10 protein-coding genes and 2 pseudogenes are annotated in these 14,589 nt (G+C 71.3%); 8 read left to right on the top strand and 4 right to left on the bottom strand.

The features are described from left to right. Position 1: 1 nt before the first annotated feature. The 3 genes from carA to I5071_RS14695 form a co-directional block, all read right to left on the bottom strand. Positions 2-1,156, bottom strand: coding sequence for a glutamine-hydrolyzing carbamoyl-phosphate synthase small subunit (gene carA, locus I5071_RS14705; RefSeq protein WP_236606084.1), 1,155 nt, complete (start codon positions 1,154-1,156; stop codon positions 2-4). Next, a complete protein-coding gene (locus tag I5071_RS14700; RefSeq protein WP_419249634.1) occupies positions 1,153-2,472 on the bottom strand; it encodes a dihydroorotase in 1,320 nt (439 codons plus the stop codon). Before I5071_RS14700 ends, carA begins: the two co-directional genes overlap by 4 nt. A 122-nt stretch (positions 2,473-2,594) precedes the next feature. After that, on the bottom strand, positions 2,595-2,870 hold the full coding sequence (locus I5071_RS14695) for a hypothetical protein (RefSeq protein ID WP_236606082.1): 276 nt from the start codon (positions 2,868-2,870) through the stop codon (positions 2,595-2,597). 306 nt (positions 2,871-3,176) lie between these two features. Between I5071_RS14695 and I5071_RS14690 the strand changes: the two genes are divergently transcribed. From I5071_RS14690 to I5071_RS14675, 5 genes and pseudogenes are all read left to right on the top strand, one after another. Continuing rightward, positions 3,177-4,436, top strand: coding sequence for a CPBP family intramembrane glutamic endopeptidase (locus I5071_RS14690; protein ID WP_236606081.1), 1,260 nt, complete (start codon positions 3,177-3,179; stop codon positions 4,434-4,436). 195 nt (positions 4,437-4,631) lie between these two features. Next, a complete protein-coding gene (locus tag I5071_RS14685) occupies positions 4,632-5,003 on the top strand; it encodes a hypothetical protein (protein WP_236606080.1) in 372 nt (123 codons plus the stop codon). A gap of 117 nt (positions 5,004-5,120) precedes the next feature. Continuing rightward, a pseudogene (locus I5071_RS14680) lies at positions 5,121-7,976 on the top strand (non-ribosomal peptide synthetase); the annotation flags it as partial. A 29-nt stretch (positions 7,977-8,005) separates the two neighbouring features. Further along, positions 8,006-8,203: pseudogene (locus tag I5071_RS46985) on the top strand (phosphopantetheine-binding protein); the annotation flags it as partial. Positions 8,204-8,263: 60 nt separating this feature from the next. Next, positions 8,264-9,205: an alpha/beta fold hydrolase gene (locus tag I5071_RS14675; RefSeq protein WP_236606078.1), complete on the top strand. Its 942-nt coding sequence runs from the start codon at positions 8,264-8,266 to the stop codon at positions 9,203-9,205. Here the strand turns inward: I5071_RS14675 and pilB are convergent. Beyond that, entirely contained in the window at positions 9,183-10,889 is a 1,707-nt protein-coding gene (gene pilB / locus I5071_RS14670; protein ID WP_236607643.1) for a type IV-A pilus assembly ATPase PilB, read from the bottom strand. The genes I5071_RS14675 and pilB overlap by 23 nt on opposite strands. A 129-nt stretch (positions 10,890-11,018) precedes the next feature. On the opposite strand from pilB, the gene I5071_RS14665 reads away from it, so the two are divergent. From I5071_RS14665 to I5071_RS14655, 3 genes are read left to right on the top strand one after another with little or no spacing between them, the layout of a single operon-like run. Continuing rightward, positions 11,019-12,185 carry an FHA domain-containing protein gene (locus I5071_RS14665; RefSeq protein WP_236606077.1) on the top strand — a complete coding sequence of 389 codons (1,167 nt, stop codon included), beginning with the start codon at positions 11,019-11,021 and terminating at the stop codon, positions 12,183-12,185. Continuing rightward, positions 12,182-13,462 (top strand): serine/threonine-protein kinase, encoded by a 1,281-nt coding sequence (locus I5071_RS14660; RefSeq protein ID WP_236606076.1) that lies wholly within the window; start codon positions 12,182-12,184, stop codon positions 13,460-13,462. The genes I5071_RS14665 and I5071_RS14660 overlap by 4 nt, the downstream gene beginning before the upstream one ends. After that, on the top strand, positions 13,459-14,562 hold the full coding sequence (locus I5071_RS14655; RefSeq protein WP_236606075.1) for a heparan-alpha-glucosaminide N-acetyltransferase domain-containing protein: 1,104 nt from the start codon (positions 13,459-13,461) through the stop codon (positions 14,560-14,562). The genes I5071_RS14660 and I5071_RS14655 overlap by 4 nt, the downstream gene beginning before the upstream one ends. Positions 14,563-14,589 lie beyond the last annotated feature (27 nt).

Below are 14,589 nucleotides of genomic sequence, written 5' to 3'. Positions count from 1 at the left end.
ATCAGCGCTTCGCGGCGTCCATCCGCTCGACGAAGCGCTTGAACAGGTAGCGCGCGTCGTGCGGGCCCGCGCTCGCCTCGGGGTGGTACTGCACCGAGAACGCACCGCTGTCGCGGTGCTCGAGGCCCATGCACGTCCCGTCGTTCAGGTGCACGTGGGTCACGTCGCACTTGCCCGCGAGCGACTCCGCGTCGACCGCGAACCCGTGGTTCTGCGTCGTGATCTCCACGCGCCCGGTCGAGAGGTCCTTCACCGGATGGTTCAGCCCGCGGTGGCCGAACTTCATCTTGTAGGTCTTCCCGCCCAGCGCGAGCGCGAGCATCTGGTGCCCGAGGCAGATCCCGAAGAGCGGCTTCTGCCCGACCAGCTCGCGCACCGTCTCGATCCCGTGCGCGACCGCCGCCGGATCGCCGGGGCCGTTCGAGATGAACACGCCGTCGGGATCGTGCGCGAGGATGTCCTTCGCGCTCGTCGTCGCGGGCACCACCGTCACGCGGCACCCGTGGTCCACGAGGCAGCGCAGGATGTTCTTCTTCACGCCGAAGTCGACCGCGACCACGTGCCGCGTCGGCTCGCCCTCGGGCGTGTGCCACACGCCCGCGCCCTCGGCCCAGACGTAGGGCTCGCGCGTCGTCACCGCGCCCGTGAGGTCCTGGCCCGCCATCGAGGGCGCGGCCTTCGCCTTCGCGACGAGCGCCTCGGGCGAGCTCGTCCCGATCACCGCCGACTGCGCGCCGTGGTCGCGGATGTGCCGCGTGAGCGCGCGCGTGTCGACGCGGTCGATCGCGACCACGCCGTGGCGCCGGAGGTACGCGTCGAGCGTCTCCTGGCTGCGCCAGTTGCTCGCCATCGGCGAGAGCTCGTGCATGACGAAGCCGGCGACCCACGGCTTGCCCGCCTCGTCGTCCTCGGTCGTCGCGCCGGTGTTGCCGATCTCCGGCGCCGTCATCACGACGATCTGCCCGCAATACGAGGGATCCGTGAGGACCTCCTGGTACCCGGTCATGCCCGTCGTGAACACGACCTCACCGGTCGTCTCCCGCGGGTTCGGGGGCGTCGCCCCCGAGTCGGACACAGCGGCGCCCGCCGCACATCCCTCGAAGACCGTCCCGTCCGCCAGCGCGATCCAGGCCTTCCGCGCGTTCCGCCGCGTCATCGCTCGAACACCACCTCTCCGGCCGCGATCGTCATCGCGCACGCACCCCGCAGCTCCTTGCCGAGCCACGGAGAATTCAGGGATTTCGATCGTAGCGTCTCGCGCCCGACCGTCCACCGCGTCTCGGGGTCGATCACCGTCACGTCCGCGCGCTCACCGACGCGCAGCGAGCCTCCGCGGATCCCCGACAGTCGGGCAGGTCCGCTCGTGAGCGCCTCGACGAAGCGCGTCGCCGAGAGCGCACCGCGGTGCACCAGCCCGAGCAGCAGCGGGATCGTGGTCTCGAGCCCGATCATCCCGGGCGAGGCCGCCGCGAGCTCGCAGTCCTTCTCGAGCGAGCTGTGCGGCGCGTGATCCGTCGCGACGCAGTCGATGGTCCCGTCGCGCAGTGCTTCGACCATCGCCTCGACGTCCTCCGCCTCGCGCAGCGGCGGGTTCACCTTGCACGCCGTGCGGTACCCGAGGAGCTCGTGATCCGTGAGCAAGAGGTGATGCGGCGTCACCTCGCACGACACGCGCTGCCCGCGTGCCTTCGCCTCGCGGATGAGCGCGACCGCGCCCTTCGTCGAGACGTGCGCCACGTGGTAGCGCGCCTTGGCCCGTTGGTTCAGCACGAGGTCGCGCGCGACGATGACGTCCTCGGCCTCGCGCGGCCATCCGCGGAGCCCGAGCTTCGTCGAAATGGCACCTTCGTGCATCTGCGCGCCCGCCGTGAGGTGGTGGTCCTCGCAGTGCTGCGAGACGAGCAGGTCGAAGGTCGCGGCGTACTCGAGCGCGCGCCGCATGACGGCCGCGTTCATCACGCAGACGCCGTCGTCGCTCACGCCCACCGCGCCGGCGTCCTTCATGTCCGCCATCTCGGTGAGCTGCTCGCCCTTGCTGCCCATCGTGATCGCGCCGAACGGGAAGAGGCGCGGGCCGCCTGCTTCCTTCGCGCGCGCGACCATCTGCTCGGTGATCGCGCGGGTGTCGTTCACCGGCTTGGTGTTCGGCATCGCGCACACCGCGGTGAAGCCACCCGCGGCCGCGGCGCGCAGGCCCGACGCGATGTCTTCCTTGTACTCCTGGCCGGGCTCGCGGAAGTGCACGTGAAGGTCGATGAACCCGGGGACGACCCAGCGTCCCCGCGCCTCGATCCGCTGCACGGCAGCGCCTTCGATCCCTCGGCCCGCGTCGCGCCCGACCCGAGTGACCTTGCCGCCCTCGAGCACCACGTCGGCTTCGCCGTCGTGACCCGTGCTCGGGTCGATCACCCGGCCTCCCGCCAGGACGATCACGTCCGCCTTCCCGCTCTCACGCTCGCTCGGGGACGTCATACGGTGCGCGCGCTTAGTGGAGCGCCGCCCCCGCGTCAAGACGGGACGTGTCGGCGATCCCTTCGTGGCCCCGACGATCGCGCGTGATTCACGGGCGGATCACGCGCGATCCCGTCCCGCGCTCAGCCGACGTCGCGAAGATCCTCGGCGCCCTCGTCGACCGACTCGTCCGCCGCGCCGATCACGCCGACCGACGACTGCGTCGGCTCGCCGCGCTTGACAGGCGCGCCCGACTTCACGTCCGCCGCGCGCGACTTCATCGACTGCACCTTGCGGCACAACGACGCGAAATCCTTGCTCCGCACCGCCATGTTCGGGGTGCCGCCGCGAAGGAGGGTCGTGAGGATGAAATCCATGACCTGGATCTCGCCTTCGGAGAACGAGTTGCTGATGCGCATGGGAAGCGATCTACGCGAGGATCGCGCACGAGACAAGCACTGACACGCAACGTATTTTCACCGATGGTCACGTCACGTCGAGAATAGCGATTGATCCATACGGGATCACTCGTGATCCGGCGATCGATGAAATTCGCTGTCCTCGATCGTGGATGCGCGAATCTTGGGCATTTCCGAGAGGACGGCGGAGCGCGCGGGATCGCGGGCGGCACCCTCAGATCGCACCGAGCGGCGTACAGAATCGTGCCAATCGCCCCTCGGGCTCGGTACGATGGGCCGGTGTCGCGGGCGATCTCCTCGGCGTTGGTGGCCGCTTCGCTCGCGCTGGTGATCGCGCTGGGAGCGGCGGTGATCCGGGTGAGCGGGCTCGAGGCGCGCGAGCTCGAGGCGGTCGGGGAGTGGACGCCGGCGGGATCGTCGCGGCTGCTCGAGGCGCGCCTCCTGCGGGGCGACGACGCGACCTTCGAGCTCTGTGCGCGCGACCCGATGGAGGCGACGCGGTGGAGCGGCGCCGGGCGGATCGTGGTGGTGCGGACCGACCGCGCCGAGGAGATGTTCGGGCTCGCGATCGATCCCGCGCTGCTCGAGGGCGTGGCGCGCTCCGAGGCGGGCTCGTGCGTGGTGTTCGCGCGGGTGCGCGAGCTCGCGATCGACGAGGACGCGGTGCCGGTCGCGATCGAGCTCGCGAGCGACGACGGCGCGATCGAGGGCGTGCCGGTGCGCGCGCGGATCCTCGCGCGAGAGCCGCTCGGCGAGCGGGATCTCGCGATCGTGCTCGGCGCGCTCGGGGTCGCGATCGGGCTGGTGCTCGTGATGACCGCGCGCGCTCCGGTGGAGGCCCACGACGTGGCGTCGCGCGGTGCGGTGCGCGCGGCGCTCGGGGTCGCGCTGGTGCTCGGCGCGGGGATCACGATCGGCGCGTTCGGACCGTCGGGCCCGACCGCGGGGCTGGTCGGCGGGCTCGCGCTCGCAGCCGTCGAGATCGCGGTGGCCTATGTGCTGGTGCGACCGAGCGTCGAGGGGGCGCAGACCGCGGCGCTCGGTCTGGTGCGGGCGCCGCGCGCGCCTTCGTGGGTCGGCGAGCCCACCCGCGCGCGACGGCTCGCGCTCCCCTACACGATCGGATGGCTCGTGCTCGCGCCGCTCGTGGGGGTGCTGCTCTCTCTCGTCGCGCGGGTCGCGCTCGCGATCGTTCCGTCGACCGGAGAGGCGCCGGTCGAGGCGTTCGTGAGCTGGCCGAGCGGGATGCTCTCGTTCGCGGCGCTCGCGGTGGTCGCGCCGATCGCCGAGGAAGTGTTCTTCCGCGGGCTGGTCTACGGGGCGCTGCGCGGTCCTGGTGGCGCGAAGCGCGAGCTCGTCGCGATCGCGGGCGCGTGGCTGCTCTTCGCCATCGCGCACGCGCCGCAGGACTGGGGCAACTGGGGCGGGCTCGTCTCGGTGCTGATCGCGGGGCTCGGGTTCACGCTGATGCGCGCGGCGAGCGGCTCGACGCTCGTGCCCTGCGTCGCGCACCTCGTCTACAACGGGCTCCTCGCCGCCGGCGCGCTCGCCGCGGGCGCGACCTGACGCTAGTACTTCCGCCCGGAAGGCCGTCCCGTCCTTCCGAGCATCGTCCTAGCCGTTCGCCTCCGGAGGGTCTGTCCCAGACCCTCCCCCCGCCGGAGTGAATCCGTCGGGGCCCCCCACCCAATCACGCACGACGGCTCGGCTCGTTCGAACGTCGAACGAGCTCGAGCCGTCGCGCCAGAGAAGTGCGCCCCGATGCCGCTCTTCCCGATCGAGCTGCTGCTCGTGCTCCGGTTCGTGAAGTTGATCGCGGTCGCGGCGCTCGCCGCGGGCACGATCGGCGCGTTCGTCCCGACGCCGCTCGAGGACCGACAGCGATTCGCCTATCTGATCGCCGGCCCGGGCTTCGGCGGGGTGTGGATCGCCGGGTGGGCGATGGCGTTCGGCGGCGGGGTGTCGCTCGTCGCGCCGTGGATCGTGGGCGCGGCGACGGCGTCGCTGGTGTCGATCAACGTCGTGCTCTGGGCGGTGGGCAAGGAGGGACGTAGGAGCCCGCGCGCCGGGGCCATCGCGTGTGGGCTCCTCGCCGTTTGCCTGGCGTTCATGATCTGGAAACCGACGTTCTGAAGGCGAGGTCGGCGAGCGCTCCAGGGCCATGACGAACCACCCGCAGAAGCGCTCACCCGATTGGGGGAAAGCTCCCCACCCAAGTTGCGTCTGCGTTGACGCAACTGGCCCATTGTGATGACGTCGCACACGTACGCCTCCGATGCTCCAGGCCCGATGCTGACGCGCGATCCCGACATCCTCGAGACGTACCCGCTGGCCCCGATGCAGGGCGGGATGCTCGTCGAGGCGCGCCTCTCCCGGGGACGGATGGTGGACGTGCAGCAGCTCGTCGTGCGTGCGACACGCTTCGACGACGCGCTGTTGATCCGCGCATGGCAGCACGCGACCGAGCGGCATGCGGCGCTGCGCACGTCCTTCGGGCTCGACGGGAGCGAGCCTCGCCAGGTGGTGCGTGCGCGTCTCGAGGCGCGGCTCGATCGGCACCGTGTCGACGGTGACGCGGGGCTCGCCGCGCTGCTCGAGGAGGATCGACGCGCCGGGCTCGACCTCTCGCGGCCGGCGTGGCGCCTCGCGCTCGTCGACCTCGGCGCCGACGAGCAGGCGCTGGTCTGGACGTTCCACCACATCCTGCTCGACGGCCGCTCGAGCCGCGCGGTGATCGAGGAGGTCTTCGCGCTCTACGACGCGAGCGTGCGCGGCGAGGCGGTCACGCTGCCCGAGCCGACGCCGTTCCGCGCGCACGTCGAGGCGCTCTCGAGCCTCGATGGGAGCGCGGCCGAGGCCTACTTCCGCGCGCTGCTCGACGGGCTGCGCGAGCCGGCGACGTTGCCCTGGCTCGCGCCCGCGCCGGCGGGGCGCACCGAAGTGCCTCGACACGTCGAGGTCGAGGCGCACCTGCCTGCAGCGCTGGTCGCGGAGCTGGGCGCGATCGGAAGAGAGCGCGGGCTCACGCTCAACGCGATGGTGCAGGGCGCGCTCGCGATCGTGCTCGCGCGGACCGCGCGCAGCAGCGACGTCGTGATCGGGGCGACGCGCGCGTGCCGTCACCTCGTGCCGCGCGGCGAGCAGATCGTCGGCTGCCTCATCAACACGGTGCCGGTGCGCGCGACGGTGACGCCCGAGATCGCGGCGCTCGACTACTTCGCGGAGATCCGACGCCAGCACCTCGAGGTGCGGCCCTTCGAGCACACCCCGCTCGCGCTGGTGCAGACGTTCTCGCAGATCCCGCGCGGGCGTCCGCTCTGCGACGCGATCGTGGTGTTCGAGAACTCGCTGCTCGGCAGTGCGCTGCGCGCGCTCGGCGGCGCGTGGGAGACGCGCGACTGTCGCCTGCACGAGCAGGGATCCGGCCCGATCACGCTCGCTTGTTACCTCGACGGCGATCTCGTGATGCGCCTCGAGCACGACCCGGAGCGCGTGCGGCGCGAGCACGCCGAGGCGATGCTGCGCTACGTCGTGACGTTGCTCCGCTCGTTCGCGGAGCGCCCCGACGCGCGGCTCGGCGAGCTCGCGATGATCCCCGCGGACGAGGCGGGCGTGCTCGCGTCGCGCGGCGTGCCCGGCTTCCCGATCGCGCCCGATCACGAGGGCTACGGCACCGTGCTGGAGCGCGTGATGATCGAGCGCAGCGCGAGGCTCGCGATCGAATCGGGCGGACGCACGCTGAGCTACGCGGAGCTCGACGAGGTGTCGGGGCTCTTCGCGTCGGGGCTCGCAGCGCACGGCGTGAGCCGCGGGGCGAAGATCGCGCTCGCGCTGCCGCGCTCGCTCGAGCTCTTCGTCGCGCAGCTCGGCGCGCTGCGCGCGGGCGTGACGTTCGTGCCGCTCGATCTCCGACGTCCGGCAGGGTCGCTCGCGGACGTGGTCGAGGACGCGCAGGTCGCGCTGGTGATCGTCGCGGGCGAGCGCGCGCCCTTCGACGCCGACGTGCCGACGATGCGCGTCGACGACGTGATCGCGCGAGGCCGGGCGGGCGTCCTGTCGGACCCGCCGCGCGGCGAGGACGCCGCGTACTCGCTCTACACCTCGGGCTCGACCGGCAAGCCGAAGGGCGTGTTGGTCCCGCATCGCGCGCTGCTCGCCCACAACCGCGCGGTGATGCGCGAGTACGAGCTCGGGCCCGACGATCGCGTGCTGCAGTTCGCGTCGCCCGCGTTCGACGTGGCGCTCGAGGAGGTCTATCCGACGTGGCTCGCAGGCGCGTGCGTGGTGCTGCGCAGCGACGCGGCGAGCGAGTCGCTCGACGTCTTCCTCGACGAGATCGCGCGCGAGCGCATCACCGTCCTCAACCTCCCGACCGCGTTCTTCCACGAGCTCGTGCACCGCATGGAGCGCGACGGAACGCGTCTGCCCGCGCACGTGCGCCTGCTCGTGATCGGCGGCGAGAGGGTCTCGGCGCGCGCGTTCCACGCGTTCCGCGCGATGCCGGGCGCGCCGCGCCTGCTCAACGCGTACGGCCCGACCGAGGCGACGATCAGCTGCACGGTCTACGACCCCGAGCGCGATCCACGTCCGATCGGCAGCGAGATCCCGATCGGGCGGCCGCTCGCGAGCGCGCGCGCCTACGTGCTCGGACTGCAGCGCGAGATCGTGCCCGACGGAGCGATCGGCGAGCTCTTCGTGGGAGGGCCGACGGTCGCGCTCGGGTACCACGCGCGCTCCGAGCTCGACGCGTCGCGCTTCGTGCCCGATCCCTTCGCGGGCAGCGGCACGATGTACGCGACCGGCGATCTCGCGCGCATCGACGCGCGCGGCGTGATCGAGTTCTTCGGGCGCACCGATCACCAGGTGAAGATCCGCGGGTTCCGCATCGAGCTCGGCGAGATCGAGTCCGCGCTCCGCGCGCTGCCCGAGGTGCGCGACGCGATCGTGCGCGCGCGACGGCTCGGCGGCAGCGATCGCATCGTCGCGTGGGTGGTCCCGCAGCTCCCGCGCGCGAGCGCGGATCTACTGCGCGCCGCGCTCTCGGAGCGCTTGCCCGAGTACATGGTGCCGAAGAGCTACGTGCTGCTCGACGCGCTGCCGGTCGCGAGCGGCGGGAAGATCGACGAGCGCGCGCGCTGCCCGATCCCGAGATCGTCACCGGCTCGGAGGCGCCGAGCGCCGGGCCGCGCGACGCGCTCGATCGCACGCTGCTCGCGCTCTTCGAGGACGCGCTCGGCGTACAGGGGATCGGCATCCAGGATCGCTTCTACGATCTCGGGGGGCACTCGCTGCTCGCGCTCCGCCTCGCCGACGCGATCTCGCGCAAGACCGGGCACAGCATCGAGCTCGGCGCGCTGCTCCAGGCCCAGTGTGTCGCGGCGCTCGCCGACGCGATGCGACGCGGCGACGTGCGCAGCGTCGCGCCCTCGGTGATCCCGATCCAGACGACCGGCACGCGCCCCGCGATCTTCGGCGTGCACGTGCTCGGCGCGGGCTGCTCGTACTATCGCCCGCTCGCGCAGCGCCTCGGCCCCGCGCAGCCGATCTACGGGCTCTCCGCGCAGTTCGCGATGCCTCCCGGCCGCAAGCCGTCGGTCGAAGAGTACGCGCGCCTCTACGTCGAGGACCTGCGCCGGTTCCAGCCGCGCGGGCCCTACTTCCTGCTCGCGGTCTCGCTCGGTGGGCTCACCGCGCTCGAGATGGCGCGCCTGCTCGTCGATGCCGGCGAGGAGGTCGCGATGGTCGGCATGCTCGACGCGATCGGGCCCATGCCGATCGAGTGGGTGTCGCCGGTCGAGCGCGCGCGGCGCCACGTCGAGAAGCTCGCGCTCGGCGGCACCGGGTACGTGCGCGAGAAGATCGTGGCGCGCGTGGAGCGCGAGCGCGACGCGATGCGCTCGCGGATGCTGCGATGGCGCCGCGCCGTCGGCGCGCCGCTGCAGGACGAGGACGCGCACCTCCAGGCCGCGCTCGAGAACATCGAGCTCGCGCTCGAGTTCAAGCCGAAGCCGTACGAGGGCGACGTCGTCGTCTTCCGCGCGACCGAGGACGTCTACTACACGCCGCGCTTCCACCACGAGGCGCGGCTCGGCTGGCGCGAGGCGGTGTTCGGCGCGGTGCAGATCGTCGACGTGCCCGGCGATCACCTCACGCTGCTGCAGGAGCCTCACGTCATCGCGGTCGCGGACGAGATGCGCTGGCGCATCGACACGTGGATCGCGCAGCACGGCGATCGCGACCGCCGCTCCGGCGTGATCGCGCGCCCGCTGCTCGACTCGGGCCAGGCGCTCTCGGAAGAGCGCCTCTCCCGCGTCAGCTCCGGTCCGCCGCGGTGACGCGCATGATCTCGTCGAGCGACGTCATGCCGGCCTTCACCTTGGTGAGCCCGGCCATGCGCAGCGTCTGCACGCCCTGACGGATCATCTCGTCCTTCAGCTCCGCGGTGGAGCAGCCCTGGAGGACCATCTCCTTGAGGCGATCGCCGAAGGGCATGACCTCGTAGAGCGCGATGCGGCCGCGGTAGCCGGTGTTGTTGCACTCGCGGCAGCCCGCGCCCTTCATCACGCGGATCCCCGCGGCGATGTCGGCATCGGAGAATCCCGCCGTCTTCAGTCCCGCGTTGTCGATCTGGATCTCGTGCTTGCAGTGCTCGCAGATCTTCCGCGCGAGTCGCTGCGCGAGCACGAGGTTCACCGACGCGGTCACGAGGAAGGGCTCGACGCCCATGTTGAGCAGGCGCGAGACCGTGCTCGGCGCGTCGTTGGTGTGCAGCGTCGAGAGCACGAGGTGGCCGGTGAGCGCGGCCTTCACCGCGATCTCCGCGGTCTCGAAGTCGCGGATCTCGCCGACCATGATGATGTCGGGGTCCTGGCGCAGGAACGAGCGCAGCGCGGCCGCGAAATTCAGGCCGATGTCGTCGTGCATCTGCACCTGGTTGATGCCCATCAGGTTGTATTCGACGGGGTCTTCCGCGGTGCTGATGTTCGTGTCGATCTGGTTGAGCTCGGTGAGCGCGGAGTAGAGCGTCGTCGTCTTGCCCGAGCCGGTCGGACCGGTGACGAGCACCATCCCGTAGGGCTGGCTGATCGCCCACTTGAAGTCGTCGAGCGCCTTCTGATCGAACCCGAGCTTCGTCATGTCGAGCTGCAGGTTCGACTTGTCGAGAAGACGCATGACGATCTTCTCGCCCCAGATCGTCGGGCAGACGGAGACGCGGAAGTCCATCTCCTTGCCCTTGCCGAGCTTGAGCTTGATGCGTCCGTCCTGCGGCAGGCGTCGCTCGGCGATGTCGAGCGAGCTCATGATCTTGATGCGCGACGCGATCGCGTTCTTGAGCTTGAGCGGCGGCGTCATCTCCTCGACGAGCACGCCGTCGATGCGGTAGCGGACGCGGAGCTTCTTCTCGTAGGGCTCGATGTGGATGTCGCTCGCGCGCTTCTTGATCGCGTTGAGCAGGATCGCGTTGCAGAGGCGGATGACCGGCGCGTCCTCGCTCGCGCGCTCGAGGTCGCCGAGGGCGATGTCGTCGTCCTCGCCGGCGACCTCGATCTCCTCCTCGTCGAAGCCCTCCATGATCTGGTCGTAGGAGATCTCCGGCGCGGCGTAATAACGCTCGATCGCCTTGAGGATCGCGGCTTCCGACGAGACGACGGGCTCGACGTTGTAGCCCGTGAGGAACTTGATGTCGTCGATCGCGTGGAGGTTCGACGGGTCGGCCATCGCGACGATCAGCGACGAGCCGGAGCGCGAGACCGGGATGACCTTGTGCCGCTCGCAGACCTCCTGCGAGATCATCTTCCGCACGTCCTCGTCGATCTCGTACTCCTCGAGGTTGATCGACTGGACGCGGTACTGCTGGCTCAGGAAATCCGTGATCTCCTGGTCCGAGATGTACCCCATGCGCGCGAGCGTGTAGCCGAGCGACGAGTTGGTGCGCTTGGCTTCGTCCTGGGCGGTCCGGAGCTGCTGGAGACTGATCAGCTTCTCACGGACGAGGAGCTCGCCGAGACGGTTGCTCACGTAGGGGCCTCCGAGGAAAGATGCGTGCGAGGTGGCGTCGGATCGTCGTGGATGGATCCGCTCGGTGTCAACGATGACCGTACGGTCGGAACCATCGCAGCGCGCTGAACGCACCTGCCCGAAAGACTCGTGAGCTTCTTCCGACGCCTCTTCGACACGCGTGCACGTCAGGCCCTGGATGCCGAGGTGCAGGGCGACTTGCGCAAGGCCGCGTACCTGTGGGTCGACATGGGGGACCCCGGGAAGGCCGCGGAGCTGATGACGCGGCTCGGCGAGCAAGCGAAGAACGTCGAGGAGAAGGTGCAGGCGTGGGTCGACGCGCTGCGCTTCATGCCGCCGGATCGCGAGGACGGACGTCGTGATCTCGAGGCCCGCATCGGCGTCGCGGTGCTCGAGTCGGCGCGCGAGCGCGGCGCGGTGAGCGCGGACGCGAAGCGCAAGCTGGTCGACGCCGCGGAGCGGCTCGAGCGCGCGGAGAAGTGGGTCGAGGCGGCGGACTGCTACGAGCTGCTCGGGCGCAACGAGGACCTCGCGCGATGCCTCGAGCACGCGGGCGAGATCGAGCGGCTCGAGAAGGTGCTCGAGACGACGCACGCGAAGGAGCAGCGCGACGCGCGGCTGCGCCGCTTGGTGTCGGAGCAGGAGATGGCGACGCGCGTCGGTGCGCGCGACGTGGCGCGTCGTGCGCTGCGCGAAGCGACGCTGCTCGCGCCGAGCGATCCGTCGATCGCGGAGATGCTGCGGCGCATCGAGGAGAAGTGGCCGCGCGGGCGCCGGCTGAAGCTCGACGTGGGCGGCGCGAGGGTAGGGCTCGTGGGCTCGCTGCCCGCGGTGATCGGGCGCAGCGATGCCGACGTCGTGGTGCGCGGAGGCTCGGTGTCGCGTCGTCACTGCGAGATCGCGCGACGCGAGGACGCGGTCGTGGTGCGTGATCTCGGGAGCCGCAACGGGACGCTGATCGCGGGCGTGCCGATCGCGGGCGAGATCGCGCTCTCGGGGCCGACCGAGATCGGGCTCGGCGATGACGTGTCGCTGCGCGTGAGCCCGGGCGCGCAAGGGATCGCGATCGACGTGCTGCGCGGGCTCGATCGCGGCGAGCGCGTGGTGGCGGGCGAGGCCGAGCTGCGCGTCGCGGGGCTGAGCGCGACGTTCGTGTTCGTCGACGATCGCGCGGTGATGCAGCCCGATGCGGGCGTGAGCGTCGTGCTCGGCGCGCAGAACGTCGCGGCGGGCGTGGACCTGCTCTACGGCGACGTGATCACCGTGGGCGGGGTACGCGTCGAGGTGCTCGCGTGAGCGTGTGGCAGCGCATGCGCGGGTGGTTCGTGGCCGACGAGCCGGTCGCCGAGCCGGAGGTCGAGACACCGGCGCCGGTGATCGCGAGCACGCCGCCGGCCGAAGCCGCCGATCCGTTCGAGCGCGAGGCCGCGAAGCTCGTCGCGCTCGCGCAGCGCACCACCGAGCCGGGCAGCGAGGATCAGGCGATCGCGATCGAGGCGTTCGAGCGTCTCTGCGAGGTCGGGCGCGAGGTGGTCGCGATCGATCTCGCGCGACGCGTGCTCGCGAGCGGTGGAATGAGCGATCTGCGCTGCCGCGTCGCGGAGCGGCTCGATGCGCGCGGCGACGAGAGCACGGCGTGGGAGGTGCTCGCGCCGATGCTGCGCGAGCCCGACGCGCCGCTCGATGGATGGATGCTCGCGGCGGAGATCGCGGAGCGACGTGGTGATGCGCGCGGGGCGCTCTCGCTCTACGAACGCATCGTTGCGCGCGATCTCGACTATCCGCGCGCGAGAGAGCGGGTCGCGCGACTGCGCGAGAAGCAGGCCACGCCGCGCCGCGACGAGGGCGCGACGCTGATGGCCGACGGAGCGCTCTCGCGGGGGCGTTACAAGCTCTTGCGCGAGCTCGGTCGCGGCGGTGCGGGCACGGTGTTCCTCGCGGAGGACACGCAGCTCGCGCGGCCGGTCGCGCTCAAGGTCTATCACCGTCGGGGTCGCGCCGATCGCGAGCGCTTGTTGCTCGAGGCGCGCATGGCGGCGTCGATGGAGCACCCCGGCGTGATCCGCGTGCTCGACGTCGACGAGACGCTCGGCGCGATCGCGATGGAGAACCTCGAGCACGGCTCGATCCGCACCTGGCTGAGCAAGGGCGCGATCCGCAGCGAGTGGCTGCTGCCGTGGATCGAGAGCGCGATCGACGCGCTGCGGTACGTGCACGAGCGCGGCGTGGTGCACCGCGATCTGAAGCCGTCGAACCTCTTGCTGCGCACGATGGATCGCGTGGTGCTCACCGACTTCGGCACCGCGCAGCGCATGGGCGAAGCGGGCGCGTCGCCGCACGCGATCGCGGAAGGCACGCTCGCGTACATGCCGCCCGAGCAGCGCGCGGGCGCGCCCGCGCACGTGGCGATGGACGTCTACGCGCTCGGCACGACCGTGCGCGAGATCTGCGGACAGCTCGACGCGCCTGCGCCCGAGGCGCTGGTCGCGATCGCGACCGAGTGCACGCGTCCCGATCCGGCAGCGCGTCCGCCGCTCGATGCGCTCGCCGCCGTCGTGCGCGAGCTGCGATGAGCGTCACCGACGCCTCGCCGTCCGCCGAGCGAAAGGCTCCGGCGCGCGCGCACTTCGTGGATCTGCTGCGGCTCCTGATGAGCGTGCAGATGATCCAGGGGCACGTGATCGACGCGCTGCTCGCGGACGCGTGGCGCACCGGGCGCGGCTTCGAGATCTGGACGTGGGTGCGCGGGCTGACCGCGGTCGGGTTCATGACCGCGGCGGGCGTGTCGTTCCATCTGTCGAGCCTCGCGCGGTGGGAGAGCTATCGCGCGGATCGCACTGCGCGAGCCCGGCGCGTGAAGCGCGCAGGGATGCTGATCGCGATCGGGTACCTGCTCCATGCGCCGGCGGGCGTGCTGAGCGGAGATGCCGAGCTCGCGCGGCGCGCGATCGACGAGGCGATGATCGTCGACGTGCTGCAGTGCATCGGCGTGACGATGCTGCTGCTCGAGGCGATGTGTGTGATCGCGCGGCGCGCATCGCAGGTCGTGCTGGTGAGCGGTGGGCTCGCGGCGGCAGCGATCGGGCTCGCGCCGCTCGCGGCGCGCATCGAGTGCGAGGGGAGCGCGCTGCGCCTCGTGTGCAACTACGTCTCGCGCAGCGGTGGGTCGTTGTTCCCGCTGCTGCCGTGGAGCGGGTTCGTGCTCGCGGGCGTGGTGCTCGGCGCGATCGCGCTGCCCGACGGCGCGCGCACCTCGGGGACGCGCGCGGGGGTGCGCCTCGCGATGGGGTCGGTGGCGATCGGAGCGGCGTCGGTGATCGTCGACGCGCTGATCGCACGACCGAGCGATCCGCTGCTCTACTCGGCGTCGCCGGGGTTCTCGCTGGTGCGCCTCGCGGCGGTCGCGATGGTCGCAGCCGTGCTCGCGATCGCCAGCGCGCGCGTCGTCGCATTGCCGCGCGCGCTCCGGACGATCGCGAGCGAGACGCTGTTCCTCTACGTCTCGCACCTGCTCGCGCTCTACGTGGCCGGAATCGGGCTCGCGCGCGTGATCGGCCCGACGCTCTCGCTCGGCGCTGCGATCACGGTCGCGATCGTGATGATCGTCGCGTGCGCGCTGGGCGCGCTCGCGTGGGTGCACATCAAGGCGCGGCGCCATCCCTCGCGCGGGTGATCTTCCCGCACGCGGATCCGTCGCGTA

Origin of the sequence: Sandaracinus amylolyticus (genome assembly GCF_021631985.1) — a bacterium.
Taxonomy (GTDB): domain Bacteria; phylum Myxococcota_A; class Polyangia; order Polyangiales; family Sandaracinaceae; genus Sandaracinus; species Sandaracinus amylolyticus_A.
Note: the sequence above shows the minus strand (reverse complement) of the source record. Positions and strands in the feature narration are given on the sequence as shown.